The organism is Oscillatoria sp. CS-180 (assembly GCF_028330965.1).
Classification (GTDB): Bacteria; Cyanobacteriota; Cyanobacteriia; order Phormidesmidales; family Phormidesmidaceae; genus Halomicronema.
Genome location: NZ_JAQMUB010000094.1, coordinates 1 through 26,558 on the forward strand (window position 1 = coordinate 1; position 26,558 = coordinate 26,558).

At 50.8% G+C, this 26,558-nt stretch carries 21 protein-coding genes; 13 read left to right on the top strand and 8 right to left on the bottom strand.

Features of this window, described 5'->3' with window-relative positions:
- On the top strand, positions 1 to 325 hold a 325-nt coding region (locus PN498_RS25630; RefSeq protein WP_272066300.1), incomplete at its 5' end, for a calcium-binding protein.
- A 114-nt stretch (positions 326 to 439) separates the two neighbouring features.
- On the opposite strand, the gene bicA is transcribed toward PN498_RS25630, so the two are convergent.
- The 3 genes from bicA to PN498_RS25645 form a co-directional block, all read right to left on the bottom strand.
- Positions 440 to 2,125, bottom strand: a complete 1,686-nt coding sequence (bicA, locus tag PN498_RS25635; protein ID WP_272066301.1) for a bicarbonate transporter BicA — start codon at positions 2,123 to 2,125, stop codon at positions 440 to 442.
- Between the two features lie 565 nt (positions 2,126 to 2,690).
- A complete protein-coding gene (locus tag PN498_RS25640; protein ID WP_272066302.1) occupies positions 2,691 to 5,183 on the bottom strand; it encodes a diguanylate cyclase domain-containing protein in 2,493 nt (830 codons plus the stop codon).
- A gap of 299 nt (positions 5,184 to 5,482) precedes the next feature.
- On the bottom strand, positions 5,483 to 7,369 hold the full coding sequence (locus PN498_RS25645; protein WP_272066303.1) for an ABC transporter ATP-binding protein: 1,887 nt from the start codon (positions 7,367 to 7,369) through the stop codon (positions 5,483 to 5,485).
- An 89-nt stretch (positions 7,370 to 7,458) separates the two neighbouring features.
- Here PN498_RS25645 and PN498_RS25650 point away from each other — a divergent pair, with 89 nt between their 5' ends.
- Together PN498_RS25650 and PN498_RS25655 are read left to right on the top strand one after the other, a co-directional pair.
- On the top strand, positions 7,459 to 8,517 hold the full coding sequence (locus tag PN498_RS25650) for a hemolysin family protein (protein ID WP_272066304.1): 1,059 nt from the start codon (positions 7,459 to 7,461) through the stop codon (positions 8,515 to 8,517).
- Positions 8,518 to 8,586: 69 nt separating this feature from the next.
- A complete protein-coding gene (locus tag PN498_RS25655; protein WP_272066305.1) occupies positions 8,587 to 9,339 on the top strand; it encodes a class I SAM-dependent methyltransferase in 753 nt (250 codons plus the stop codon).
- A 276-nt stretch (positions 9,340 to 9,615) separates the two neighbouring features.
- Here PN498_RS25655 and PN498_RS25660 read toward each other — a convergent pair whose 3' ends face one another.
- Complete coding sequence (locus PN498_RS25660) at positions 9,616 to 10,005, bottom strand: hypothetical protein (RefSeq protein WP_272066306.1); 390 nt, start codon at positions 10,003 to 10,005, stop codon at positions 9,616 to 9,618.
- Between the two features lie 79 nt (positions 10,006 to 10,084).
- The gene (locus PN498_RS25665; RefSeq protein ID WP_272066307.1) at positions 10,085 to 10,876 is read right to left on the bottom strand and encodes an HAD family hydrolase; all 792 of its coding nucleotides are present in this window, start codon (positions 10,874 to 10,876) and stop codon (positions 10,085 to 10,087) included.
- Between the two features lie 41 nt (positions 10,877 to 10,917).
- Here PN498_RS25665 and PN498_RS25670 point away from each other — a divergent pair, with 41 nt between their 5' ends.
- From PN498_RS25670 to PN498_RS25700, 7 genes are all read left to right on the top strand, one after another.
- The gene (locus PN498_RS25670) at positions 10,918 to 12,579 is read left to right on the top strand and encodes a D-Ala-D-Ala carboxypeptidase family metallohydrolase (RefSeq protein WP_272066308.1); all 1,662 of its coding nucleotides are present in this window, start codon (positions 10,918 to 10,920) and stop codon (positions 12,577 to 12,579) included.
- 74 nt (positions 12,580 to 12,653) lie between these two features.
- Positions 12,654 to 13,412, top strand: coding sequence for a hypothetical protein (locus PN498_RS25675; protein WP_272066309.1), 759 nt, complete (start codon positions 12,654 to 12,656; stop codon positions 13,410 to 13,412).
- Positions 13,413 to 13,591: 179 nt separating this feature from the next.
- On the top strand, positions 13,592 to 15,748 hold the full coding sequence (locus PN498_RS25680) for a cation:proton antiporter (RefSeq protein WP_272066310.1): 2,157 nt from the start codon (positions 13,592 to 13,594) through the stop codon (positions 15,746 to 15,748).
- Positions 15,749 to 15,960: 212 nt separating this feature from the next.
- Positions 15,961 to 16,875 carry a hypothetical protein gene (locus PN498_RS25685; protein ID WP_272066311.1) on the top strand — a complete coding sequence of 305 codons (915 nt, stop codon included), beginning with the start codon at positions 15,961 to 15,963 and terminating at the stop codon, positions 16,873 to 16,875.
- Between the two features lie 92 nt (positions 16,876 to 16,967).
- Positions 16,968 to 17,552 (top strand): MarC family protein, encoded by a 585-nt coding sequence (locus PN498_RS25690; protein WP_272066312.1) that lies wholly within the window; start codon positions 16,968 to 16,970, stop codon positions 17,550 to 17,552.
- A 19-nt stretch (positions 17,553 to 17,571) separates the two neighbouring features.
- Complete coding sequence (locus PN498_RS25695) at positions 17,572 to 17,724, top strand: hypothetical protein (protein WP_272066313.1); 153 nt, start codon at positions 17,572 to 17,574, stop codon at positions 17,722 to 17,724.
- A gap of 261 nt (positions 17,725 to 17,985) precedes the next feature.
- Positions 17,986 to 18,765, top strand: coding sequence for a nuclear transport factor 2 family protein (locus tag PN498_RS25700; protein WP_272066314.1), 780 nt, complete (start codon positions 17,986 to 17,988; stop codon positions 18,763 to 18,765).
- 134 nt (positions 18,766 to 18,899) lie between these two features.
- Here the strand turns inward: PN498_RS25700 and purL are convergent, their stop codons facing one another.
- The gene (gene purL / locus PN498_RS25705; protein ID WP_272066315.1) at positions 18,900 to 21,242 is read right to left on the bottom strand and encodes a phosphoribosylformylglycinamidine synthase subunit PurL; all 2,343 of its coding nucleotides are present in this window, start codon (positions 21,240 to 21,242) and stop codon (positions 18,900 to 18,902) included.
- Between the two features lie 394 nt (positions 21,243 to 21,636).
- Between purL and PN498_RS25710 the strand changes: the two genes are divergently transcribed.
- Positions 21,637 to 22,044 (top strand): DUF4346 domain-containing protein, encoded by a 408-nt coding sequence (locus tag PN498_RS25710; protein ID WP_272066316.1) that lies wholly within the window; start codon positions 21,637 to 21,639, stop codon positions 22,042 to 22,044.
- Positions 22,045 to 22,238: 194 nt separating this feature from the next.
- On the opposite strand, the gene psb32 is transcribed toward PN498_RS25710, so the two are convergent.
- The gene (gene psb32, locus PN498_RS25715; RefSeq protein WP_272066317.1) at positions 22,239 to 22,943 is read right to left on the bottom strand and encodes a photosystem II repair protein Psb32; all 705 of its coding nucleotides are present in this window, start codon (positions 22,941 to 22,943) and stop codon (positions 22,239 to 22,241) included.
- 156 nt (positions 22,944 to 23,099) lie between these two features.
- Here psb32 and PN498_RS25720 point away from each other — a divergent pair, with 156 nt between their 5' ends.
- Both PN498_RS25720 and cysK read left to right on the top strand, forming a co-directional pair.
- Positions 23,100 to 23,555: an RrF2 family transcriptional regulator gene (locus tag PN498_RS25720; protein ID WP_272066318.1), complete on the top strand. Its 456-nt coding sequence runs from the start codon at positions 23,100 to 23,102 to the stop codon at positions 23,553 to 23,555.
- Between the two features lie 5 nt (positions 23,556 to 23,560).
- Complete coding sequence (gene cysK, locus PN498_RS25725; RefSeq protein WP_272066319.1) at positions 23,561 to 24,523, top strand: cysteine synthase A; 963 nt, start codon at positions 23,561 to 23,563, stop codon at positions 24,521 to 24,523.
- Positions 24,524 to 24,597: 74 nt separating this feature from the next.
- Here the strand turns inward: cysK and PN498_RS25730 are convergent, their stop codons facing one another.
- Positions 24,598 to 26,556, bottom strand: a complete 1,959-nt coding sequence (locus PN498_RS25730) for a DNA polymerase III subunit gamma/tau (protein ID WP_272066320.1) — start codon at positions 26,554 to 26,556, stop codon at positions 24,598 to 24,600.
- Positions 26,557 to 26,558 lie beyond the last annotated feature (2 nt).

The following is a 26,558-nucleotide window of genomic DNA, read 5'->3' on the forward strand; positions in this document are numbered from 1 at the left end:
CCTGTCCGCTGGTCAAGTTTCATCCATCGCAAAAGCTTTGTCCTTGCAAGGACACTCAACAATCGGCTTAGTTGTCTGGTTTGGGGCACTCACAGCCTGTGGTTGCAGCGCAGGCACAACTCTATTTGTCCAAAATCAAGAAGTGGTGGGCATGGCAGATGAGGACGAGTGCGATCGCGACATGTTTGTCGAAGTTGCCATTGAGGAGGATATTTTTTCGTTACCGCTCCTCGGCTTGCAACCAATCAACATAGATGAGGACACCAATCAGGGCTTCACAGACTGGCAGTATTGGTGCGATCGCGGCTACAGCTTTGAAGAATAAAACCCAGTGAGAGAGTGAAACTCGTTTTAGGGACACGATATATCGCGTCCCTAAATACCCAGTATTGCAGTCCCGCAACCAGCACACGAAAATACCGTGCAGAGACCTGACTGTCTAAACGGCTGTCATTGAAGCAGCAGTATCAGAGGGACTTCCCAAGAGAGCCAATGCGCTTTGTAACGCCTCAGTTCGCGTTTGCACAATGTGTGCTTCAGGAACAAAACGCTGAATGCCCAGCTTTTTGAAGCGCCGCATCGCTTGCTCACTGGCACCAACGATGAAGACAGGGCGTCCGTTATCACTAGCGTCCTGAATCGTATTTTCGAGAGCCAAAGCAGCGGTAACGCCCAGAATAGGAACGTCATGCAAGTCGAGGATAAGGACTTCGTGATCTTCCATCGCATTGTGCTCACGAGCGATCGCCTTAGCAACCCCAAAGATCATAGGACCACTGAGGTGGAATAAGAGGACGCGACCATCAGCACGATCAAGCAGCATCTGCTCCTCTCGTGTCATCTTCAGATCTTCGTCTTCATCCGCGTCTGTAATCGTTTTCACACCCTCAGACTGAAGCTTGGTTAGGCGATCGATTGTGAGGATGTTCGCGATGAAGACACCAACACCAACCGCCACAATCAAGTCAACAAATACGGTTAGAAAGAGCACACCGTACATGATCAGAGTGCCTTTCCAAGAGACGCTATGTGCCCGCTTCAAGAAGCTCCAATCTAGGATGTCGAAGCCAACCTTCATGGCAATTCCTGCTAGCACAGCTAGAGGAATCGGGGCAATGAGACCAGCAGCTCCTAAAACGACGACCATCAGCAAAACGGCACGAACCAAGCCGGAGAGTGCTGTACGGCCACCCGTTTGGATGTTGACCACGGTACCCATCGTGGCACCTGCACCGGGCAGTCCGCCGAACAAACCCGAGACCAAATTCCCTAAACCCTGACCAATCAATTCCTTGTCAGATTGGTGTTGAGTCCGAGTTAAGCTATCTGCCACCATGGACGTCAGCAAGGCATCGATACAGCCTAAGGCACCCAGTACTAAGGCATCGATGAGCATAATTTGAAGTTGGTCAGCCGTGAAAGTTGGGACTTGAATAGCAGGCAAACCAGTAGGAATAGCACCGATGCGACGAATGTCTGCACCACCAAATACCATCATCGAAAGAATCGTACCGGCAATCAAGACGACCAATTGAGGCGGTATTAGGCGCTTCAGCTTCTTAGGCATTAAGAAGAGGACTGCTACTGTGAACGCCGCCAGAATCACTTCCGGCATGACAGCATTGCTGAACAGATTGGGCAAGTTGGTAATCGTACCAATGACGCCGCCTTTGGGGCTGGACTGGCCTAGAAACGGCCCAATTTGCAAAATGATAAGAATCACCCCAATACCAGACATGAAGCCTGAGATTACGGTGTAGGGCATCAAAGTAACATAACGGCCTAGTTTCAAAAGGCCGAAAATAATTTGAAAGACACCTGCCATCATGACCACAGTGAAGGCCATAGCTAGGCCGTTCTCGGGGTCAGCTGCGGTTAACTTGGCGATCACAGCCGTCATAACAACGGTCATAGGGCCGGTGGGTTCGGAAATGAGGGTTGGTGTGCCACCAAACAAAGCAGCAAAAAGGCCAACCAAGACAGCGCCATACAGGCCTGCCTCGGGACCTGCACCGGATGCCACACCAAAGGCAAGAGCCATTGGTAGGGCAATGACCGCTGCAGTCAAGCCGCCGAAGACATCTCCGCGCAGGTTGCTGAAGTTGATACGGTTAGTCAGTGCCATCGCGAACACCTGATTTTTACATTGAAGAAAGCAAATGATGTTTTTAAATACAATTGCATTTGTTCTATGAAGAGATTACCATTCTCTTTCGGTAATGAAAACCATCAGAATTGCCTTTATGCTGGATTACTCACATAAAGTTTTTTCAATCTCTGAAGGCAAAATAGTCTTTCTGTAATCCTTGGCTAGGACAGAGTGCAGGGATCTCTCAACACATAAACAAATGCGATATTCAAATTTATTGTGTGGTGAGATTGTTTAATCAAAAGCCTAATCGTGATTAGGAAAAGGGTGCTACCAATGAGTTCTCAAAAGTAACAAGAACCATCAAGCCAGATAGCAAAAGCCATCGATGCCATTCGAGAAACAAATACATCACCGCTACGAAATAGCTGTCGCCAGTTCTGTTAGGACAAGACGACAACATCTGGCTATGCCTTCAGCAGTCGGATGCTATGAGGCACACAATCTCAAGGGCTAAAGCTATATATACCAGATCATCAGAGTCCTCGCACTCATACGAGACTAGCTGAGCGAAGTTTTAACTCTTCAGAGCGTTTGCTGTTTATGGGCGGTCAGTAAAGCACTGACAATTATTACGACCGACTTGTTTAGCCACGTATAAAGCCTGATCAGCCTGACGAATTAAGACATTGGGTAAGCTACCTTGAGTCGGAATCATGGCGCTAACCCCAACACTGGCGGTGACGACAGCATGGACGTCTGAAGAGGCGTGAGGAATTCCTAATTTTTCAATGTCTTCTTGTATGCATTGGGCGATACGATAGGCTTCTTTTAAGGAGGTATTAGGCAGCACGATCGCAAATTCCTCCCCACCATAGCGAGCCACTAAATCTGAAGAGCGGTCAACGACTTCTAAAGCTGCTCGGGCTACTTGAAAGAGACAGTCGTCTCCTTTCTGATGCCCATAAGTGTCGTTGAATCGCTTGAAAAAATCTAAATCAAACAGAATGAATGCCACCGGTTGCTGTTCGCACAGACTACGGGTCCATTCTTGGGTGAGACGTTCGTCCAGGCTGCGGCGGTTTGCCAAGGTGGTGAGAGGATCCGTCAGGGACAGCTTTTCGAGTCGTTCGTTTGCAAGAAGGAGTTTGGCTTCCATACGTTTGCGATCGCTGATGTCTCGAATGATGATGAGTACTTCATCACTGTCAACGGGGACAATATAAACCTCTTCGTACTGAAGCACGTCTTTAATTCGGATCTCTTGCTCATAGACTCGCATTTCGCCCGTTTCGATCACTGCCTGGATGTCTTGCATCTTGCGCTCGATGTGCTGAGCGAGTTCAGGCGTTGTCGCATAGTCCTTCAAATTGTGACCCACCCGAGTCTCAGCATCGCCAAACAGATCCAAAAAGTTCCTACCGCCGAGATATTCCAGAATGGTGCCGTCGTTCCGGACGTAAAATATCAGGTCAGGAATGGCTGTAAGAATTGCCTGTTTTTGGGTTTCGCTTTGTTGCAGTGCTAGCTCAGCTTCCTTGCGATCGTTAATGTCTCGAACAATGACTAAAACTTCGTCCTTGCCATTCGGAATGATGCGAACCTCTTCATATCGCAACGTCTTATCTAAGGGCACCTGCTGCTCGTAAGCCATCATCTCTTGTGTATCCAAGACTTGATGAACGACTTGCATTTGTTTGTCGATTAGGTTCTGGTAAAAAGTGTTTCTAGCGTATTTGTAAATATTATTGCCGATTGGATTTTCAGTTTTATCGATCAAGTCTTGGGTTTTCGAACATCTGAAATAGGCTAGAAAGGTGCCATTTCGATGCAGTCGAAAGATCAGGTCGGGGATAGCTGAAATGATTGCTCGATTTTCAGCTTCACTGTGTTGAAGAGCAATTTCTGTGACTTTGCGGTCTGTGATGTCGCGGATGATAAAGAGCAGTTCGGCTTGAGAGCGAGGAACAATTCTCACTTCTTCATACTGGATGCGGTCATTAACAATAACTTGCTGTTCAAAAACTTGTACCTCTCCAGTTGACAGTGCCTTTTGCACTCGGTTGAGTTGAGGTTTGGCAATTTCAGCCGGCAGATATTCCGAGATATGTTTGCCTTCAAGTTCGCGGGTATCTGCAATGAAATCAATGTGAGCATTGGTTTGGATGTAGTCCAGCCAATATCCATTGTTGCTAACGCGGAACATCAAGTCTGGAAGTGCTGAGATGATGGCCTGTTTGTCAGCTTCACTTTGTTTCAAGGCCAGCTCTGTCAACTTGCGATCGCTAATGTCTCGGATCATGAGCAAAACCTCATCGGATCCACAGGGAACAACACGGATCTCTTCATATTGCCGGCGATCATGAACGATCAGAGATTGTTCAAAGACCTGAACCTGCATCGTATCGAGGGCTTTGTATATCATCTCCAGCTGAGTAGCAGCGAGATCGGGCGGCAAATAATCCGATAAGTGATGCCCAACGGCGCTCGAATCATCTGAAAAGATATCGATGTTGGAATTACCGCTGAGCTTATCAACACAGAATCCTTGACGGTTGATGCAGACGATTAGCTCAGGAATGGCGGTTAGGATAGCCTGATTTTTAGCAATGTCTTGCTGCTGTTTATGCTCGGAGTAATCATTACCAGAGACTGCTTCAGTAGCGGTGACGCCTTCTTGAAAAGTGACGACTACGTAGAGAATTGTGTCGTGCTCATCTCTGATAGGCGCTGCATTGGCCTGTAGATAAATAGAGCGATCGCCCTGACGAGTTTCCAGATCCGTTACGCAGACCTGATAGCCCTGTAGGGCTTTTGCAGCGGGCAATTGCTCTATTGGATAGAGCAACTCGGTGTCTGATACATAGAGATTAAAGAGACTAGAAATGTTGTCTAGCGGCGAACCAACGGAACTGTAATAGTTAAATAGCCTGCGAGCCGCGTTGTTGAGATACGAAAGGCAACCATCTGTGGTGTGCATCGCGATACCAACAGGCAATGAGTCAAATAGAAATTGAAGGTCAGTGTTAGCGATGTTGGAAGGAGCTTCTAGTACCTGTTTCTCGCTAATAGATAAATGCGATGAACTGCCCATTTTGATACAAGCTATCAACTACGGGAGAATTGATGTCTCTGAAGGACATCTAAGCAATGAAAAGGCTGCGATGCTGGATTGCAATTAAGGCAAAAGGCACAGCAGCATTTCAGTCTAGGCAACATGAATAGCTCCTCTCCGAAGGAGTCATTCACTTACTTGTCAGGGAACCAAGAGCGACAGAAGGGCATAGCCTGCGACATGTCCTGCAATCCTACCCTTTTGCCTAGCCAATCGGCATCAGCAATAATCGGCATCTGGAGCGCAGGATTGATAGGTGTCAATTTCCTGGAGGTCTATTATCGCCTGGCGGCTTGTAATTCCTGAATTCGCTCTAGATTGCCAATCGGAATTGCTTCGATTAAACGCTGCGTATATTCCCGCTGTGGCTCGTAGTAAATCTGATCCGCAGGGCCGAGTTCTTCAAGCTTGCCCTGATTCATCACCATAATGCGATCGCTCATGAATTTAACAACCGCTAAATCATGGGAGATGAACAAATACGTCAGGTTGAACTCAGCCTGTAACTCCTTCAGTAGATTGAGTACCTGAGCTTGGACCGAAACATCTAGAGCTGAGACCGATTCATCGCAGATAATGAACTGGGGATTAAGGGCCAGAGCACGTGCAACGCAGATACGCTGCCGCTGACCACCAGAAAACTCATGGGGGAAACGTCTCATATAGCTGGCATCCAGGCCCACTCGCTCCAACAAATAGGCGACACGCTCGTGTTGATTAGCCCGACTACGGGCCACGTTGTGAATTTTCAGGGGCTCGGCGATCGCTGCGCCAACGCTCATACGAGGATCAAGAGAGCTGAAGGGATCTTGAAAGATGTACTGCATATCCCGACGGAGCTTCCTCAACGAGGTGCCCCGCTGTGCCAAAACATCCTGGCCGTTAAACCAGACGTGTCCACCCATTGCAGGAATCAACTTCAGTAGTGCTCGTCCGAGGGTCGTCTTACCGCAGCCAGACTCTCCCACCAAGCCAAAGGTTTCGCCCTGAAAGATATCAAAGGAAACGCCGTTGACCGCCATAATATGACGCTGAACGTTGCCGAAAACGCCCCGAATGGGATAGCCCACCCTGACGTCTTCGACCCGCAACAGTGGCCCTTGCCTTTGCAGCGTACTGAGTCGGGTAGCAGCTTCTTCTGCAGAAACCACAGTCTGAAACGCCAGTACCTGGCCATTGTCGTGCACCTTGGCGCGAATCTGAGGATCGCCTGCTGCGTTGGGAACGACTTCCATAAAGTCGGAAACAGTCGGCAGCTGCCGCAACCGTTTGTGGGGGGACGGTCGGCAGGCTAGAAGCCCTTGTGTATAGGGGTGTTGCGGATTAGAAAAGATGTCCCAAACAGAACCATATTCAACGATTTTACCCTGATACATCACTGCAACCTGGTCAGCAATTTCAGCAATGATGCCCAGATCGTGGGTGATAAAAATCATGCCCATCCCACGACGATCGCGGAGTTCTCTTAACAAATTGAGGATGCGAGCCTGCACCGTAACATCCAGAGCTGTGGTAGGTTCGTCTGCGATCAGCAGCGTCGGGTCGCAGGCGATCGCCATCGCGATCATGATCCGTTGCAGTTGTCCCCCCGACAGTTCGTGAGGATAGCGATTCAGAATTTCCTGTTTGCGATGCTCAACTTCGGCCAGGATTTGATCGTCTTTCCAGTCAGGCTGGACCGATTGAATCTCGGCATACAGTTCCTCGTCACTATTCAGTAATTTGACTTCCTGGAGACGAGAGATCGCTTGCTGAGCAGCTATTTCAGGTGTCAGGTCTTTGTGCTGACGGATGGCTTCTGTGAGCTGAAATCCACAGGTATAGACCGGATTCAAGGAACTCATAGGTTCCTGAAAAATCATCGAGATTTTCTCACCTCGAAGTTTTTGCATCGTTGATAGCGATACTGTCCTCAAATTGACAGAAGGTGTCTCTTCTTCGGCCCGAAAAAAGATTTCTCCTTGAGTGATTTCTCCAGGCGGGTTGGGGATTAAGTCCATTACAGACAGGGCTGTAACCGATTTTCCTGACCCCGATTCTCCCACAATCCCCAGAGTTTGCCCTGAGGCAACTTGAAACGAAACGTCGTTAACGGCTTGAATAAGGCCGCTATCCGTTTTGAATTGCACAGACAGGTGACGAACATCCAATACAGGAACAGTCATGGAAGCAAATATAGACACTAGCAGCGTACAGTTGGATTAGCAGGATCATAACAGCGGTGTCACCCAGAAAACGGTTCACATAGAGAAGGATGTTCAAACTCGCGATCGCCGTTCTCATTATGCTTATCGGATCGGCTTTGTGTTCAGGTACAGAAACAGCACTTTTATCGGTACCCACTTTAAAGGCTAGACAGCTCGCTCAATCTCACAAACCTAGGGCTTTGGCGTTGCTTTCGATTCGCCAAAAAATTAATCGCCCCATTGCCACCATCGTTGTGCTCAACAACTTGTTCAACATCGTTGGCAGCATTGTCATCGGGAGCCTTGCTGCTGATGTGCTCGGGGATGCCCTTCTCGGCATTTTCTCCGGTGTGCTGACGTTTCTGGTGATTGTCTTCGCGGAAATTCTACCGAAAACACTGGCAGAGCAACATGCGCAGCGCATTGCTTTGTCGATGGCAATTCCGGTGAGGGGATTGACCTGGGCTATGACGCCTTTCGTGATGCTGCTAGAACGCATTACATCTCCCTTTACTCGTAGTGGGCGGGTGCCAACGACGAATGAAACTGAAATTAAGCTCTTGGCATCAATTGGCCATCAAGAGGGCATCATCGAAGAAGATGAAGCCGAAATGATCCGTCGCGTCTTTCGGCTCAATGATGTGGAAGCGGCCCATATCATGACGCCTCGGGTAGAACTGACCTATTTACCAGGAGCGGCTACGATCGCTAGCCTCAAAGAAGACATTATCAACTCTCAGCACAGTCGTATCCTCATCATCGAAGAAGACATTGACCACATTCAGGGCATTGCTCTCAAATACGAACTGCTGACGGCTTTGATCGAAGATAAGGGAGATCAACCTATTAGCAGTTTGCAGCGCCCTGTTCGTTTCATTGCCGAAACCGAACGCTCCGACAAGCTGCTACAGGAATTTCAGAAGAATCGTGAACATATTGCCGTCGTTGTTGATGAGTATGGAGGGGTCTCAGGCGTTGTGACCCTTGAGGACATCCTGGAAGAGCTGACGGGTGAAATTGTAGACGAAACCGATCTCAATGTTGATCTGCAAGCGCTGGCTCGTTTGCGTCGTAATCGCTTGCTCAAATCCAAAGGATTTGGTGATCTGCCGCCGTCAGATCAATGATGAGGCAGGATAAAATCAGCCATCATCGGCCTGCTGTCGTGGCCAATAGCTCTCCAGACTTGGAAACTAATGACCTTCAAGGATTATTTCTCGGGCCACGCGGCTGATTATTCTCATTATCGTCCTCGGTATCCGAGTGAGCTGTTTGATGGGCTAAGTCAACTGTGTCAAGCGCATGACTCTGTTTGGGATTGTGCAACAGGCAATGGTCAGGCGGCGATCGCCCTCACCTCTCACTTTCGACAGGTCATGGCTACTGATGGCAGTGCAGCGCAACTGAGTCAGGCTCCAGCCCATCCGCAGGTGAGCTATCAGGTTGCGGTGGCTGAAGATAGTGGGTTAGCAGAAAACCAGTTTGATTTAGTCACAGTGGCTCAAGCGGTCCACTGGTTTGATCGAGAAGCCTTTTACCGAGAGGTTCGACGGGTGCTCAAGCCAGGAGGCGTGTTGGCCATCTGGTGTTATGGCAAACCGATGCTTGCCAATCCAGCCTCAGACAAACTGTTAGAGCAGTACTACGGTCATACCCTGGATGATTTTTGGACCCCAGAGCGGCGCTTGGTCGAAGACGGGTATCGCACCCTAGCGTTTCCGTTTTCAGAAATCCCTGCTTCGCCTTACACAATGCAAGTATCGTGGACGCTGCCCCAACTGATGGGTTACCTATATACCTGGTCGGCCACACAACGCTATATTGCAGCGCATCAGATTAATCCTTTGGAGAAACTCGCAGAACAGCTGGCTGATGCGATGGCGACGGCTCAGGAACGCGATCGCTTCTCCGTTTCTTGGCCCATCAACTTGAGAGTTGGCAGGCTGTGATATCGCTTTAGCTAGGCTTGTGCATCCCAATAGTATGCGGGCTTGGCCTCAGAGCCCTGTGCAGTTTGGTCAAGTACGTCTCAGTGTCTTAAGGAGCAGGGAATAGGATGTGCTTTAGTCAAATCCATGCCGCTATATAGCCCAATGGCTCCCCGTTTTGTCTTACTAGGACGGCTATAGTTGCCAAAAAAGCGCGGGGATACGACATATCGCATCCCCGCACTTCTAGGAAATCTTCAAAAGATAGGCTGCCCTAACCCTACGGCGAAGGAGTATTTAGCGTTTTTTAATGTCCTTTGCCATGTTGCGGAACATATCCATACTGGTGTCGGTTTTATTGTTCCGGCGCTGAAAGCTAGAGGTTTCAGTCTGGGCAGACGAGGAAGGCTCAGCCTTTTTCTCGGGCTGGCTCGCAATGAGGCCTTTTTCATCCAGTGCACGCCTGCTCAGCGCAGAAATCTGACGCACTGATTCTAATTCCTCAGCTTGGCCTTTCTTCTTCGCAAATGTCCGCCTCACCACTTTAGTAGAGCGCATGTAGTCGATATCACCAAAGGTTTTGGCGTCGTCTTCACTTAAGAAAAAAGCACCTGTTTGCTTGGGGGGTTTTGGAGCACGGGGTTGTTTGTTTTTACGGCTAAACAAGCCACGGATAAAGCCAGTCATGAACTGTTCCTGCGTCTATATGAGAGTTCTTTACTTATCGTAACGTTAAACTCCACCTCATGGGAGTGTTCTATGAGACTTATCTTTGACTTTGTTGATTGATAATGGCGTCAACTAATTCCCGAAAACCCGCGACTTCTTCAGATGGAGTGATGAATTTAGGCAAGTGATGCAGGCGATCGCAGTAGTGCTGCACATTTGCCACGCCAACCGACAGTGGAAAAAGGCTGGCATCAAATAAGCCCTCATCGTTGGGGCTGTCTCCTACCGTCACAACCTGATTGGGGGCAATATTAGGAAACTGCTGAGTGAGGACTCGCTGCAATCCAGGGCCTTTGTCTTGAGTTGCAGGGCGAATGTGACACTGCACCGTGCTGTAAGTGAATCCCCATCCTGCGGTCTGACACTGTTTGGCAATGTGAGTCAAATCGGTAGGCGTTAGATCTCCGATGTCGAAGGTCCAATCCGTCAGCCGAAACGCATTATCGGCAGCAGGGCGTAAATGGGGAAAGTGGTTTTGAATCTGGGCGAACACAGCTGCTAACTGCTGACGGTGGGTTTTGATATCGTCAGCAATGTCTACGAGCATCATGGGTTGCCCGGTCTCCTGGGGTAGAAAAACGCCGCCATTTTCAGCGATCGCCCCTACCACAGGCAAATACGCAACAATGCCCTGTACCCAACCCGCAGAACGTCCTGTCACAATTAGGGTGGCAACATTGGCTTTTGCTAAAGCCATCAGCGCCCGCATCAAGTCTTCAGTGAATTGACCTGTCGAAGTCAGCGTGCCGTCCATATCAGTTGCCACTAGCCGAACATCAGCCAGACCCGAAGGCGAAGATTCTTGCAATAGAGCCGGAGAATTTTCCATAAAAGTCCTACACTTTGGGCATACTGCAAGGTTTCAGGGCTATGGCACAGCGTTCACCCGATCAGCGCAACAATTATTATCTGATTGAAGCAGGTCGTGCAGGCATTCACAAATCCATCTTGGCAGCCTTGTATGCCACACAACAGAAGCCTCCGCTCACGGATGGTGAAACAGGGCTAGGAATTGCGCCGGCTAATCGCATTTCTCCTGAAGACGTCAATACCTTTCCGGAGCAGGTACAGTATGCAGCTAATACGCTTCGAAGCCTTACGGACAAGCTGGCTGATGCCGGTTGGCGGGGGAATGATCTGTGGGATGCAGCAGCAGGGCGATATAGCGATCGCTTCTTGACTGCGATCGCTGAGGGCTACAGTCCTCCCGCTGCTGATATATCAGCTGCCCGCCTAGAGCCGACCGATGCTGAAGCGCTCAAGCAGGCTTACATTGCGGATTTAGCAACGGACTACAGCGCAGAGCGATTGCCGCAAAACCTGGCTTTTCTGGATAAGGCGCTCATTGCTTTTGTTGAACGAATTCTAGCGAACTACAATTGCTTATCTTTTCAACGGCAAGCCCTGCTGGAAGCGGTTCGACTGTGGCGCAAATTGGATACGGATGAAGAGGCGATCGCAGCCCTTGGCGTGGCCAGGGAAGCGGGCAGTTACGACGAAAGCGCACTGGATCGAGCGCTACTGGACTTTATTGCTCAAGCTGATCGCTCTTTTTCCGGCTATCCCAATCAGCGAGAGGCGTTAATTCGGTTGGTTCAGCTCTGGCGTGAGCTGGATTCCAGGGAAGAAGCCATTCAAGCGCTGTCCCAGGGGGATCCGTTTGCGAATGAAACCAATTTGCAAATTTTGGACTCAGCCCTGATTGCGTTTGTGCAAAGAATTCCTGAGTCCTACAAAGGAAAAGGCGATCAGCGTTTCGCTCTGACTGAGGGATATCGCTTATGGAAGGGACTGGATTCGCGGACGACCGCGATCGAGGATTTGGGCCTTGACCCCCAAGCGTTAATCAAGGGCACTGGCGATCTATCTGCAATGGCCGTAGCGGCTGCTCAGATTGACCGGGCACTTCTCAATTTCTGGAATCGTGTGCCCACGCTGTATGACGGAGCGACTGACCAACGGGAAGCCATCCTGCGGGTGGTGACGATATGGCGGCACATGGATGCCCGAATCCCTACCATTCAGTCGCTGTTTGAAGATCTCAAACGTATGGAGCGGGCGAATAAAGACTCGGTAGAAGCCATGCCGCCCCCTGTTCCTAGCGTTTTGCCGTCTCGCCCTGACCGCTGGACCCCTAACAATATTCAACTAGCGACTTCAATCTTGCCGAGCGGTAACTTTACGTGGGCAGAAGCAACGCGGGGAGGGGCTCGGATGCCGCCTGACCAAGCCACTGTTGACGCGATTGTCCGCATTGCATCCCTGGCTCAGGAAGCCCGAGAGCGCATTGGTCGACCTTTTTTTATTACGAGTTGGTATCGTCCACCAGAGGTGAATGCACGGGTAGGCGGAGCTTCAATGAGTCGCCATATTGTTGGGGATGCGATCAACTTCTATTGTGATGGTTTGACTGGACGTCAGCTCTATTGGGCACTCGACCCCTGGTGGCCGGGTGGCTTGGGACGCTACACTCAGTTTCCATACCTGTGTCATTTGGATGCTCGTGGACAGCGATCGCGTTGGGTTCATTAAGACAGCTTGCACCGTGGTACTTTTGCAGCGCTAACCGGGAATTTTTGTTGTACTGAAACACTCCGATTTCCACCATGAAATATTCGCTCACTCAATCTCGTTTCATCGTGGCTCAAGCACCTGTTCCAGAATCGTTGCCTGAGACGAAGATGAGCGTTGACCTCTGGATGATTGCGTCGGGCTTGCTGTTGGCTTTACTGATTGCGGGGGGAATTTTTGCCCAGCGTCAGATTAATGAATTACGAAAGCAACTCAAGTTTACTGAGTATAAAAATAACGAGCTGCAAAAGCGAGTCAAGATGGCGTTAGGGACCATCACTAAGATGGAGAAAAACCCTGACCTGATTCACTCACGAGAGTTTAATTTAGACTATCTGCGATTGCGGATGGATGAGGAGTTGTTCCACTTCCAGATTGTTAATCAGCTGAAAGTTAAAGTGAAGCAGCAGCTGGCGATCGCTCTCCGACCGCGTCAAGCGGAAGCAGGCATGATTGGGGTTTCTAGCAAGGCTCGACAAATTGACCAAATTTTTGACGTGGTCTACAAAACGAGCGAGGCACTGGGGTCAAAAACGCGAGTTCTGTTCAGAATTGAGATTAAGCTAGCGAAAATTCCAACCCAATCGACTTCTTCCACAATCAACCAAATTATTGAATGTATTGAAACGTTTCTCAGCCCTAAGGCAGAGGGGAGTACTTGGCAACCAACGATTCAGGGTCGTCTAGCTAATATGCATTGGGACCAAAAGGCTAAGCCGACTCCGCTATTAGTGCTGGAGCAGTCAGCTGAAGGGGTGAACGTGACTTTGCGGAGTAAATATAAGCCAGCGTAGGTCAGTCGGATAGGTCTGTTGGTCAGCGATCGCGCGTGCCGAAATAGGTTTTATCCTTTTGCCACATTTTGATTCCCTCTAAAGCGAGATGTTAGAAGGGCAACATACGTCGAGAATGAAGCGGGTGTTTGGTGGTTTTTTTCCCACTCTAAAAATCCGTTGCAAAGGAGCGCACCTTAATGGCTTTGATGTCTTACGTCAGCGGGCTGCTGTCATCTAACAGCGTTCTGGGCTTCTTGTCATCCTTCAGAAATGCCTTTGATATTGTCAACCGGGGTCCCATTGAGGACCCCGTCACCGTATTTCTGGTGATTGTCGGCATTATGCTGATTGCGCCCCTCCTATTTGAGCGCTTAAAGCTGCCCGGCATCGTGGGTCTGATCCTGGCGGGTGTTGTCGTGGGTCCTCACGGATTGGGGCTATTAGAGCGTGATGAAACCATCGTGCTGTTAGGCACCGTAGGACTCCTTTTTCTGATGTTTCTGGGTGGACTGGAAACGAGTCTGGATGACCTCAAGAAGAATGCCGGTCCTGCTTTGAGCTTTGGCTTCATCACGTTTTTGCTGCCCATGGTGATGGGGACGGGGGCCATGATGCTGGCAGGCTATGGACTTCTAGCAGCAGTGCTAGTGGCGTCCTGTTTAGCCTCTCATACGCTGATCGCCTTGCCTGTTCTAAGCAAGTTGGGAATTATGAAAGCTCCCCCGGTCACAGCTACGTTAGGGGGAACGCTCATTACCAATGTCTTGGCACTGCTCGTACTCGCGGTTGTGGTCAAAGCCCAGGAAGGAGACTTGACGCTCAATTTCTGGCTATTTCTGATTCCGTCGCTGATTATCTTCACCTTCATGACGCTGTGGGGAATTCCTCGTTTAGGACGTTGGTTTTTCATCAAGTTTGGTCATGATGAAGGGGCTGAATTTGGCTTTGTGCTGGTAGCTCTTTTTGTGGTGTCCTACATTGCTGGACTGATTGAGATTGAGCCGATTGTGGGAGCTTTCTTAGTGGGCGTTGCGATTACGCAGCAGATCCCTAGCCTCAGTCCGTTGATGAACCGAATTCAATTTATTGGCAACACGCTGTTTGTGCCGTTCTTTCTCATTTCTGTCGGCATGTTGGTGGATCCCCTAATTCTTTTCCGGGAGCCGCGATCGCTCCTCATTGCGGGAGTCATTATTGGGGCAGAACTCTTAAGCAAGTTCCTGGCGGCTTGGGGAACAGGCAAGATTTTCAAGTGGCCGTTTAATACTTCGGTCACGGTTTTTGGTCTCTCAGTGGCTCAGGCGGCGTCAACGCTAGCGGCGGTTACGGTTGCCTTCAATCTTGATATTGTGGATGAAGCAACTGTTAACGGCGTCATTGTCATGATTCTGGTGAGCTGCATTCTGTCTCCCTGGGTGACGGAGCGCTGGGGTAGTCGTATGGATATGACAACAGCGACGGCTGCCAGTGACGACTCCGATATGGATTGGGGCAAGCGCATCTTGATTCCCGTTTCCAACCCTGAAACTGAAAACAACTTGTTGTCCTTGGCGGTATTGCTGTCTAAGCGCATGAAGGGAACGCTACTGCCGCTACATGTCCTGACTGATCGCAAGGGCAAAATTTCGCAGCAGCAGCAGCTCAACCAGCAGCGCTTGCTCGCCGCTGCCGAAGACTTTTCCCATGGTGCTGCTGCTGATGTAGAGGCGATCGCCCGAGTCGATCACAGCATTAAGAAGGGTATTTTGCGAGCCGCGACTGAGCGGCAGGTCAGCATGATTATCTGTGGCTGGAACGGACGCCCCAACTATCAAAAGAATTTATTCAACAGCATGATTGACAGCCTCTTGCAGCTGACGACTGTGCCTGTCTTGATTGCTCGCCTATCGCAGCCCGTTGAGTTAGTGAATCGAGTCGTCTTGGCGCTCACTGTGAAGCGGAAGTTGACGGCAGCAGACCAGCTGTCTTTGTCGTTGGCACAGCAGCTTGCTGAAGAACTTAAAGCACCTTTGAACATTCTCCTGATCTACACCCGTCCTGAAAATCGAACAGCGACTGCTTGGATGGATGGACTACCCGAAAACGCGACTCTCGTTCGTGTCCAAGGTAACCCTGTTCAACAGATTTCAAATGCGGTTAAGTCTCAAGACTTGCTAATTCTGCCAACTAAGCGGGGACGCTATGAGGGCAAAATCGCTGTCCGCCGCGAACCGGATGCGATCGCCTACCACTGCCAAAAGACTGCCATGATTGTGGTCCATACGCCCATTGGCAGCCCGGCTAGCAACTACATCCGGAAAGGGAATCAGCTGACTCAAGTGCCTGAACGAGAGGCGATCGCCTCTGCTCCTTAGCCTTAATTTCCTGGGGGCTATCATTTAGCACTCGAAGCTTTGTTAGAAAAGGTTTTAGCCCCTAGCTGATCAATCGAGGACAGGCGCAGCAATGCTTCTGCTACAAGGTTTCTAGCATTCATGGATGGCGCGCCCTAATGCACTATGCGAATGCTGTGCCCACGTTGTGCCGCCAGCGTTAAGCTGTAAGAGCATTCTTTCAGAGATTGATTGTGTGGTCTGACCACTATCAAACACCGCGTTCTGTGTGGACGGTGAGCGCGATCGCGGCGACGGCTTTTCATGCTGGCGTGATTGGCTGGGGCCTTACGGTGAGGCAAACTCAACCAAGGATTGCTCCTGCACCCATTCAGGTTATTGCGCTACCTGCTGAATCTACGGCTGACGTCAGTCCAGCCTCTGAGGCGGCCACTGCTGTTGAGCCTGCCCCTAATTCGGCATTGTCTTCAACTCGCACAAATCCCGATTTTGCAGAGCCGCCCATTGAGCCAGTAGAGCCATCCGATATGGGTGACCCGTCAACGTCTGCGGCACCGATTCCCGCCACCACCACTAATCGTCCTGATCCGCCAGTAACACAGGCTGAATCGCCCGGTTCCTCAGCGGTGGCTACACCTGCTCCCAGCGACTCGGCCACTCCTCCCTCCACAGCGCCGCCTGAAATTCCTGAATTACCTTCTGTTGAGCCCACCGTTGATGGATCAAGACGACCGCTGCCGCTCACGACGGGCGATCTAGAAACGGATGATTTCACGGATGATGTCGGTCTACAAACGGCTTGGCAGCTTCAACTGTTAGGAGCCGATATTCCTGAGGAATTGCCTCAAGCTCCTCTTGGATGGCCGCAGGCGATGAATGCTGTTTTCAACGATGCAAACTGTGCTACCAATTTGATGCCCCCAGGAACATCGATCCAAACCACTGTGAGACCCATTGTTGAAGCTGACGGTCGCATCTCAGCCATCCGGGCTTTGACTGATGACGACAATCCTAATAGCGCTATCGTTGCAGCCTGTCTCAATTCCCTCACTGCTCAGATTCCGCCTCTGATTCCTGCAAGAGATGGTGGCGACGCGATCGCCTCTGACGCCATGATCTTAATTATTGAGATCCGCGCTCCTCAATAATCGTTTGTCATTTTGGGTCCTTCATCCTTCATTGCTCTTTTTGCTGTACAAGTAGCTGTGTAGAGCCGTATCGGTATGGGCGGAGTATTGATATGACGGTGATTTCTGCGGCAATTGTGCTGTTGCTGATTCTGGACCCCTTTGGCAATTTGGTGACTATCAACACGCTGCTTTCTGAGATTCCAGGGAGAAAGCGCCAGCGCATCATTCTCCGCGAAGCGCTGATTGCCTACGGTATTTTGGTGGCGTTTCTGTTTGGTGGCAATCCGTTACTGTCATTCTTCGGGGTCGATTCCCATACCTTACGAATTGCGGGGGGTGTGATCTTGTTTCTCATTGCCTTGGGTATGGTGTTTCCAGATCGATCCTCTATGCCATCGACGCTCGATGCAGAACCGTTTATTGTCCCTATTGCGATGCCGCTGATTGCGGGTCCGAGCGCGATCGCGGCACTCCTAGTTTTAGCAAAGTCTGATCCGCACCTGCTCTTGAGTTGGCTTGGTGCATTGACGTTGGCGATCGGAATTTCTGCTTTCATCTTGTGGGCTTCTCCTTGGATCTTTCAACGTCTGGGGCAACGAGGAGCTTTAGCGATAGAGCGGCTGATGGGAATGCTCCTGATCATTCTCTCGATACAAATGATGTTGGACGGGATCGAGCAGTATTTGCAGACGTAACCTTAGATTGGTGCTGCACTTGACTCAGCAACAGGGCATTGAACCGGTGCTTAGGACATCTCGTTCTGCCAAGGCAATGAAGTCAGGGCTGATGCAGTTGAATCCGGCTTTGACTCCTGAGGAGATTTCTAAACATAAAATTACCGGGCTGCGGTGCATTACGCTGCGTTAATGGCACCCTACCAGCGGTAAATTTTTTCTGGAGTCCCCTTAAGCCTCCGAACATGGGGAAACCGGATTCAACGGCCCTAGAATTGGGGGATGCAAGAGGCTATGTGTAAGCCTTAAAAATATTGAATCACCTCTGTAAGGCAAGCTACGGTACCTAGGTGTGCTCATGCCGGATTAGAGGAGAAAGCGTCTACCTGGACAAAAAGCTGGATTATTCCGCGCTAAGGTAGGAGGCAAGAATTGAAAGTATTGAGTGTTGTCAATGGCTTGCTTTACTAAATCGATGGTCTCTGCGGCTAGTCTGGGTCTGGGTTTGAGCTGGCTGGCGATCGCACCTCAGGCGATCGCTGCTCCACCCGAAACAGCCCCGGCTCAATTGATTTCAGCTATTGACAATATTGAGGCGGCTGCGAACCAGCAAGATATTGATCAGGTGATGGCTCTTTATAGTCCGGCTTTTCAAGGACCTGATGGGTTTACCCGTGAGCAGTATCAAATGACGCTCACTGAATTTTGGGGCCAGTATTCCAATCTGACGTACGATGTTGAACTCTTGGCGTGGGAATCTGAGGGGACTGCACTCATTGCTGAGACACTGACAACCGTTACAGGAACCCGGTCTACCGTTGGACGCGATATGAACTTGACCGCTGAAGTGCGATCGCGGCAGCGGTTTGAAAACGGGCAGGTGGTCTCGCAGGAAATTTTGTCTGAGCAAACTCAGCTCGCATCTGGTGAGAGACCTCCTTCTGTGGAGATTCTGCTGCCCGAATCGGTGACGCCAGGAGAGCGTTTTAATTTTGATGCCATTGTGGAAGAACCGCTGGGCGATCGCTTGCTGTTGGGAATTGCCGTGGATGAAGGGGTGACGGCTGAGGATTTTCTGACACCGCGCCCGCTTGATTTGCAAGCGTTGTCAGCAGGAGGCTTATTCAAGATAGGTAAAGCGCCAGAGCAGCCTGACCACCGCTGGATTTCCTCGGTTCTCGTTCGCAATGATGGGTTTGTGATTGATACTCGTCGCCTGAACGTCGAAAATTGAAGCGAGTTTGCGTACCAGTAGGGTGAGGTGCGGTCTCTCAACAGATGGCCCTATACGACCAAACCCTCTAGAAATGGTTAGCAGACTTAGGTAAGAAGGCCATAGATTGGGTGGCCTTGGGGAAGCCGGAGCTGTTAGGCCAACCTACGTTCGATCGCGGATTCCCAAGTGGCCGTTATAGTGGCCAGCTCAGTTTTGATAAGGGCATGACCGTCTGCATTCGTGAGAGTCAAATCAGTAGTAGCGCTGACGGTTCCAATGACTTGCCAGTGACTGTCTAGAGTGTCGGTGAGGTAGGTTTCCCAAGGGGCGATCGCATCTGGAGAGACCGATACGAGAATGCGTGCTCCGCCCTCGCCAAATAAAAGTCGATCCCACCGAACGGACGCATCTTGAACAGGGAGCGTAATATCAGCACCCTGCTGTCCGCTGATACAGGACTCGGCTAAGGCGACAGCGAGTCCGCCCTCAGCACAATCATGGGCCGACTGTATCCAACCCTGCTGAATACCGTGACGACAGGCTGCCTGCACTGCTTTCTCTAGCTCAGCATTCACTTTAGGGGGACGACCCGCGACCGTGTCGTGAATCACCGCAAGATACTCAGAGCCACCTAGGGTCACAGATTCGGAAGCTGCTGAGGATGCTTCTACTTTTAAGCCTAAGAGATAAATCGTATCTCCGGTTTGTCGCCATCCCTGCCCTTTGGCCTGGGTCACGTCTTCTAATAAACCAACCATACCCACCACCGGAGTGGGATAGATAGGAGTGGGGTTGCCGGCGCTGTCGAGTGTTTCATTGTAGAGAGAAACGTTGCCGCCAGTAACCGGCGTTGCGAAAAGGCGGCAGCCGTCTGCGAGTCCCCGGGTTGCTTCTGCTAACTGCCAATAGCCAACCGGCTTTTCTGGACTACCAAAGTTGAGATTGTCGGTAACGGCTATCGGGTCAGCGCCCACACAGCTGAGGTTGCGGGCCGCTTCTGCGATCGCGGCCTTAGCTCCCTCGTAGGGATCAAGATATACATAGCGACCATTGCAATCTACCGTTGCTGCCAGCCCTTTGCGCGTATTGACGAATGCCTGAGCTTGATCACCGGTTTGAGGACGCAAACGAATCACCGCTGCGTCACTGCCGCCTGGCAGCAGGACCGTATTGTTTTGCACCTGATGATCGTATTGGCGATAGATCGATTGCTTAGAGGCGATTGAAGGACTGTCCAACAGGGTTTCCAAAACGCTGGTCCAGGACTGGGACGGTTGAATTTGCAGACCGGTGCGATCGCAGTCAGGTAGCGCTGCTTCAGACCACCGCCGTGCCTGCTGCACATAGTCTGGTAAGTCGGCCATCAGCTCACGATGATAGATGGGTGTGTCATCAGCTAAGGCATTAGCAGGAATCTCAGCGGCGATCTCTCCCTTAAACCGAATCCGAACGATGGAGTCTTCGATGACTTCCCCAACCACGACGGCATGCAGTCCCCAGCGCTCAAAGATGTCGATCAGCTCCTGTTCCCGGCCCTTTTGTGCAATGAATAGCATCCGCTCCTGGGACTCTGAGAGCAAATATTCGTAGGGCACCATCCCTGTTTCACGGTTGGGGACTTTATCTAAATCAACATCTACCCCAACGCCGCCGTTGGCTGCCATTTCAGACGTTGAGCAGGTAATTCCGGCTGCGCCCATGTCTTGAGCGGCCACGACAGCCCCTGTTTTGAACGCTTCCAGGCAAGCTTCGACCAGCGATTTTTCAAGAAAGGGATCACCGACCTGAACTGCTGGGCGATCATCCTGCGAGGCATCGCTCAGCTCGGCGCTGGCAAAACTGGCTCCACCCATGCCGTCTCGTCCTGTTGTGGAGCCGACATACAGTACGGGATTCCCAATCCCCGACGCGCCAGATTTTACAATGTCTGGCGTTTCCATCAGGCCGATCGCCATGGCATTAACAAGGGGATTCCCAGCATAGGCTGGGTCAAAATAAACTTCGCCGCCTACCGTCGGCACACCGAAACAATTGCCGTAGTGAGCAATGCCTGAGACCACTCCATCAACAATGCGGCGTGTACGAGCATCGTCTAAGGTGCCAAACCGCAAGGCATTCAACACCGCAATGGGACGCGCACCCATTGTAAAAATATCCCGCAGGATGCCGCCAACGCCAGTAGCTGCTCCCTGAAAGGGTTCCACTGCTGAAGGATGATTGTGGGATTCGATTTTGAAGGCAACTCGTAGCCCATCACCGGCGTCAATAACACCGGCGTTTTCTCCAGGACCCACCAGAATGCGATCGCCCTGCGTGGGGAACTGACTGAGTAAAGGACGGGAATTTTTGTAGCAGCAGTGTTCCGACCACATGACTCCAAACATGCCGAGTTCCGCCCGGTTGGGATGCCGCCCAAGCCGACGTACGATTTCTTCGTACTCATCGGGTTTGATACCTTCGGAAGCGATTTCGTCTGGGGAAAAGGGAGAAGTCATGAGCAGTCAATCTGCGATAACAAACCCAGCCTAGTCTACCGCTCAACCACGCTGACTTGAACGGTAGACCGTGAACGATACATAGTCGAGGCGGCTAAGCACTAACGCATATAGAGAAATTGGGTGATCATTCTCACGGGGGAGAGTGACAACCGTCCTAAGCAAAAACCGATTCCTTGAGGATACTGATATCGACTCAACTCTAGCCGAGTCATCTACAGGGAACACACAGAGACCGATGGGAATACGGGATTCCTGTCGGTTTTTTATTGCGGTTAATTCTATTTCGGATGACTCAAACGACTGATTTCCCCATCAACGGATGCTCAGGCTAAGATAAGAGTCCAGTTCAATTCACTTTTGTTGCAAACTGTTTAGACACACTTCGCACTGAATGGTACAAACTCAAACTTCTCAACAGCATCACCCTCAAGCCTTAATCGACTTGGACAATAAGCTCTCACAGCGTTTCATTGAGCTTGATCCGGGCGGATACTTTTTGATCTATTTGGAGCGCGACTCAGGTCTGATCTGCGCCAAGCATTTCACGAACGTGATCAACGATAAGGGACTAGCGTGTGATCCTGAAACAGGTGAACCTTTGCCGTGTGATGGAGAAGTTCAACGGCAGCATTCACAGGTTTATACAGGTCGTACTGCGAAGGAGTTGTGCATTGCTATTTTTGAAAACCGCGATCGCCCCTGTCCTGTCACAATGCTCGACCATGCTGCCTATCTGGGTCGTGAATTTGTTCGAGCAGAATTCGCCTTACTCTCTGCACAAGACTACATTCAGGACTAAGAGGACCTTTGCGAATACGGCTAACCGCTAGCGTTGTGAGTTTGCCTATATTACCTGTAGGTGCATTCTGCATTAGTCCTGACTTTGCATGAGGTACCGTCCAAATTCATAGAGCAATAGGCAAAACTGTTGGAGCTGCCAGAGAGATCATGCCTCTTTGCCAGCTCCACTTCTGTAACTTCAGCTTACAGACTTTATCCGCCAATGGATTGATAGAAATAATAGGTTGCCATAGGAATGATGGTGGCGGCGATCAAAAACCCTACGACAATGACGGTAGCATTGCCGCGATTCTCTTCGGTTTCTTCTGCTGATGCAAAAGTGCTTTCGATTTCAAAGGAACTCTTTTCCTCAGGAGGACCCGGATCGGGTTCGCCAGAGAGCACTGCAACTAAGCGATCGCTGGCATCCAATAGGGCCTGATTGTATTTATTCGCCTGCCGTAGCGGAATCCCAATCGTTTCACTGACAATGCTATCGGCAATATCATCTGCCAATAAAGTTGCTGATTCATTGCCAACTTTTAGGGCTGCGCCATTGGTCACATCATCAAGGACCAAAATGCTTTGGCTGGCCCGGTTTTCGGGATCTGGAAACCATTTCTCCATCAAGGCATCCGCAAAACTGGCAGGTGTTTCGCCATAATCTAAGCGATGAATTGTGACAAAACGAACTTCGTTACCAGTTGCAGCTGCCAAATCTTGCAGTTGCGTCGTAATTTTTCCTTCATTCAGGCGGCTTATTAATCCAGCATCGTCAACAATCCAAGTGCTGTCAGATAGAGGCGGCATTTGGTAAACACCTGTTGCGAGGGCAGGCGGGGCAATGACCACCATGAGGAGGAGCGCGATCGCCGTTATGCAGGAGCCTAACAAAGGCTTGAGAAGTTGCTTCAGCATAGTGATACATGGGTGGCAGCTATAGATATCACTATACTGGAACACCTTCTCATAGAGGACCGATAACTGATCCCCAGTTTTATCCCCCAATTGGTTCAACTCAAGAATCCTGCAAACCCGACTGGGGAACCGGGGTTATACTAGAGATAACCCTCAATGACGCAACATAAACCGCTCGTGGAACTGTCAAGTAAAAGTGAGTACGCCTTGCTAGCGCTCCTAGAATTGGGACGCAACTTCTCTAACGGTGAACCAATGCAGATCCGTCAGATTGCGGCCCAGCAAAGCATTCCTGATCGTTACCTAGAGCAACTGCTGGCAACGCTGAGACGGGCAGGTATTGTTCGTAGCCAACGCGGAGCCAAGGGCGGATATCTGCTAGCGCGATCGCCGTGGCAAGTGACGCTTTATGACATCGTTAGCTGCATCGAAGGATTTGACTCAGGCAAGGAAACCGGGGCTAAGCCACAAACCTCGGAAGGTGTCGTGATTGCAGAAACCTGGCAAGCCGTGAGGGAGGCTGCCGAAACTGTGCTGCAAAAGCAAACCCTTCAAGATTTGCTGGATCAGTGCCGAGCTAAACAGCAAGTTGATCTGATGTACTACATTTAGTGCTTATGCGTATTGCAGATGATGTGACGGCGTTGATTGGTCATACGCCCCTCGTTCGATTAAACCGAATTCCTCAGGCGGAAGGGTGTCGAGCGACCATTGTGGTCAAGCTAGAGGGCATGAATCCTTCCGCGTCCGTCAAGGACCGGATCGGTATCAATATGATTGATGCAGCTGAAGCCGAGGGGAAGATTCGACCTGGGCAGACGACTTTGGTTGAACCGACATCGGGCAATACGGGCATTGCGCTGGCGATGGCGGCGGCAGCCAAGGGATATCGATTGATTCTCACGATGCCGGAGACGATGAGCGCTGAGCGGCGGGCGATGCTGCGAGCCTTTGGTGCTGAGCTAGAGCTAACACCGGGTGTTGAAGGGATGTCAGGCTGTATTCGGTGTGCTCGGCGTTTGGTTAATACATTGCCAGACGCATACATGCTGCAACAGTTCTCGAATCCAGCTAATCCTGATATCCATCGCCAAACGACAGCTGAGGAGATTTGGGCCGATACGGATGGGCAGGTTGATATGGTGATTGCCGGAGTCGGGACGGGCGGCACTATTACAGGCATTGCTGAAGTGCTCAAGGGACGCAAACCAGACTTTCAGGCGATCGCAGTCGAACCTATCAACAGCCCGGTTCTATCTGGTGGCCACGCTGGCCCCCATAAAATTCAAGGCATCGGTGCAGGCTTCATCCCGGAAGTCCTCAACACTCAAATTATTGATGAGGTTGTCAGGGTTAGTGACGACGATGCAATTGCGTATGGCCGTCGCCTTGCTAGAGAAGAAGGCTTACTTTCGGGGATTTCAACGGGTGCCGTATTGAAGGCAGCGATCGAAGTGGGCTCTCGTCCTGACAATGCGGACAAGCTAATTGTCATGATTCAACCAAGCTTTGGGGAAAGATACCTCAGCACACCGTTATTCCAAGATCCCGAATTAATTGCTCCTGTTGCTGCAAAGTAGCCTCTCTCGCCGAAGGCCCACAACTACAAAGCGATTCTATGGATACAGGTAATCATCGCCTGATCTATCGATGGTTAAAATGGCACGTCACTTCCTGGTGAAGAAGGAGGTTTGGGCTTTGGTTGCTGGCCCTTTGAGGATTTCCCCTGGGTGTCAGAGTCGTCGTCATCGTCGTCTAGATTCACAATCTGACCGTTGAAAAAATCGGCAAAGCTTTTCGCGGCTCTATCAATGTCGCTCTGAGGCTGCCAAGTGTTCTGAGGTGGCTCAATTCCTGATTCAGGCGCAGAGGGATCTGACGATTTTGGGGGAGGGGGAGGGGACGGAAGATCAGGATTTTGCGTTTTAGGCTTTGGTGGCGGCGGTTTTTTGGTTGTTGCTGGGGGCGGTTGAGCGCTGGCATCGGCTACGGCTGTTGTATTTGAACCGGGAGGAGCTTCAGCAACCTCTAGCGTGACAGTGACTTTCTGGTTAGAGATCTGTTCAAAAGCCGCCTCAATGTTGGCAACTCGTCCTTTTGCCATTTTGAACAGTGGCTTGGACTTGATGCCAATGCGAGCGCTAGTGCCGTCGTAGCTGATCAAATGCCCCTGTTGCTGCATCATGGCGCGCGTTCCCATCGGACGCATTTGGCTGATCACCTGTGCCCAGATAGCCGCTAGATCGGCTGTTGGCGCGATCGATGGCTCGACAGGTGCTAACTCTGGCGAGACAGTCTCGGGTGGTTCAACAGGTTCAGGTTCGGGTGGCTGCGATGTCGCGGCCTCTTCTGCTGGAGGGGTAGGCGGTGGTGGTTCAGGTGTAGGTTGTGCAGCTGTTTTGGCAGGGCTGGAGGGTTGTGACAGAGGGGCTTGAGGAGCAGACGATCGCGTCACTACAGGAGAATTCACCGAACGCGGTAGGGGTTGGGGAGCAGTTGCCGCATTGCCCATAAGACTCGTTTGAGCAGATGGCAACAGATTCATCAACGTCACTTCTAGCCAGAGCCGAGGTTGGGTTGTGTTCCGTAGCTGAGGTTCTGCCTCCCTTAATGTTTTCTGGCCAACCAGTAGCAAGGGCAGGGATACAGACTGGCTAAAGGCTTTCATCGCCTCCCAGGTGGGTGGCGTTACCGGAACCAAATCGGCTCGCTCTGCCGCAGTTTTAGCGATGATCAGGTCTCGATAGAAGCTGGCTAAATTTTGCAGCACGATCATGGGTTCCCGCCCTCGATCCATCAGACGACGAACCGTGTCGAGCACCTGTACGCCATTATCTGATGCGATCGCCGCTACCAACTCCAACAAATCACGTTCAGGAACAGCGCCTACCAATTCCCAAACCTTTTCAGGAATAATAGGCGGCTCTAGCAGACTTAATTGGTCCAGCAGACTCTCTGCATCTCGCAGTCCCCCCTGAGCAATCTGCGCAACTAGACGCACGGCCTCTTCCGTGATGTCAATGGATTCTGTTTGAGCGATCGCCTGCAAATGACTCACCATCGCCTCTAGAGGAATGCGCCGGAAATCAAATCGCTGGCATCGAGAAATAATGGTGGGTAGTACCCGCTGGGGATCCGTCGTTGCTAGGACAAAAATTACCTGATCAGGGGGTTCTTCCAGCGTCTTCAGCAAAGCGTTAAATGCGGCAGTGCTCAGCATGTGACACTCGTCAATAGCATAGACCTTGTAGCGGCACTGCACTGGTGCAAACTGTGCTCGCTCAATCAGTTCACGAATATTGTCGACGCCTGTGTTGCTAGCAGCATCAATTTCCACAATGTCCAAAATGGAGCCGTCATTGATGCCCCGGCACACTTCACACACGCCACAGGGATGAGGATCGGGAACATCGTGGTTCAGACAATTCAAAGACTTGGCCAGAATGCGAGCGCTGGAGGTTTTGCCCGTGCCGCGTGGACCGCAGAACAAGTATGCCGGAGCAATGCGCTGCTGTTCTAAAGCATGGCTCAACGTTTGGGCGATCGCATCCTGACCTACCAGTTGCGCGAAGGTCTGAGGTCGATATTTATGGTGAAGTGGTTCATAGCCCATAG

What these genes read in the sequence shown, in the direction of transcription:
- bicA (WP_272066301.1), bottom strand. Translation starts at nt 2,125, where the DNA reads ATGGCACTGACTAACCGTATCAACTTCAGCAACCTGCGCGGAGATGTC.
- PN498_RS25640 (WP_272066302.1), bottom strand. Translation starts at nt 5,183, where the DNA reads ATGGGCAGTTCATCGCATTTATCTATTAGCGAGAAACAGGTACTAGAA.
- PN498_RS25645 (WP_272066303.1), bottom strand. Translation starts at nt 7,369, where the DNA reads ATGACTGTTCCTGTATTGGATGTTCGTCACCTGTCTGTGCAATTCAAA.
- PN498_RS25650 (WP_272066304.1), top strand. Translation starts at nt 7,459, where the DNA reads ATGTTCAAACTCGCGATCGCCGTTCTCATTATGCTTATCGGATCGGCT.
- PN498_RS25655 (WP_272066305.1), top strand. Translation starts at nt 8,587, where the DNA reads ATGACCTTCAAGGATTATTTCTCGGGCCACGCGGCTGATTATTCTCAT.
- PN498_RS25660 (WP_272066306.1), bottom strand. Translation starts at nt 10,005, where the DNA reads ATGACTGGCTTTATCCGTGGCTTGTTTAGCCGTAAAAACAAACAACCC.
- PN498_RS25665 (WP_272066307.1), bottom strand. Translation starts at nt 10,876, where the DNA reads ATGGAAAATTCTCCGGCTCTATTGCAAGAATCTTCGCCTTCGGGTCTG.
- PN498_RS25670 (WP_272066308.1), top strand. Translation starts at nt 10,918, where the DNA reads ATGGCACAGCGTTCACCCGATCAGCGCAACAATTATTATCTGATTGAA.
- PN498_RS25675 (WP_272066309.1), top strand. Translation starts at nt 12,654, where the DNA reads ATGAAATATTCGCTCACTCAATCTCGTTTCATCGTGGCTCAAGCACCT.
- PN498_RS25680 (WP_272066310.1), top strand. Translation starts at nt 13,592, where the DNA reads ATGGCTTTGATGTCTTACGTCAGCGGGCTGCTGTCATCTAACAGCGTT.
- PN498_RS25690 (WP_272066312.1), top strand. Translation starts at nt 16,968, where the DNA reads ATGACGGTGATTTCTGCGGCAATTGTGCTGTTGCTGATTCTGGACCCC.
- PN498_RS25700 (WP_272066314.1), top strand. Translation starts at nt 17,986, where the DNA reads ATGGCTTGCTTTACTAAATCGATGGTCTCTGCGGCTAGTCTGGGTCTG.
- purL (WP_272066315.1), bottom strand. Translation starts at nt 21,242, where the DNA reads ATGACTTCTCCCTTTTCCCCAGACGAAATCGCTTCCGAAGGTATCAAA.
- PN498_RS25710 (WP_272066316.1), top strand. Translation starts at nt 21,637, where the DNA reads ATGGTACAAACTCAAACTTCTCAACAGCATCACCCTCAAGCCTTAATC.
- psb32 (WP_272066317.1), bottom strand. Translation starts at nt 22,943, where the DNA reads ATGCTGAAGCAACTTCTCAAGCCTTTGTTAGGCTCCTGCATAACGGCG.
- PN498_RS25720 (WP_272066318.1), top strand. Translation starts at nt 23,100, where the DNA reads ATGACGCAACATAAACCGCTCGTGGAACTGTCAAGTAAAAGTGAGTAC.
- cysK (WP_272066319.1), top strand. Translation starts at nt 23,561, where the DNA reads ATGCGTATTGCAGATGATGTGACGGCGTTGATTGGTCATACGCCCCTC.
- PN498_RS25730 (WP_272066320.1), bottom strand. Translation starts at nt 26,556, where the DNA reads ATGGGCTATGAACCACTTCACCATAAATATCGACCTCAGACCTTCGCG.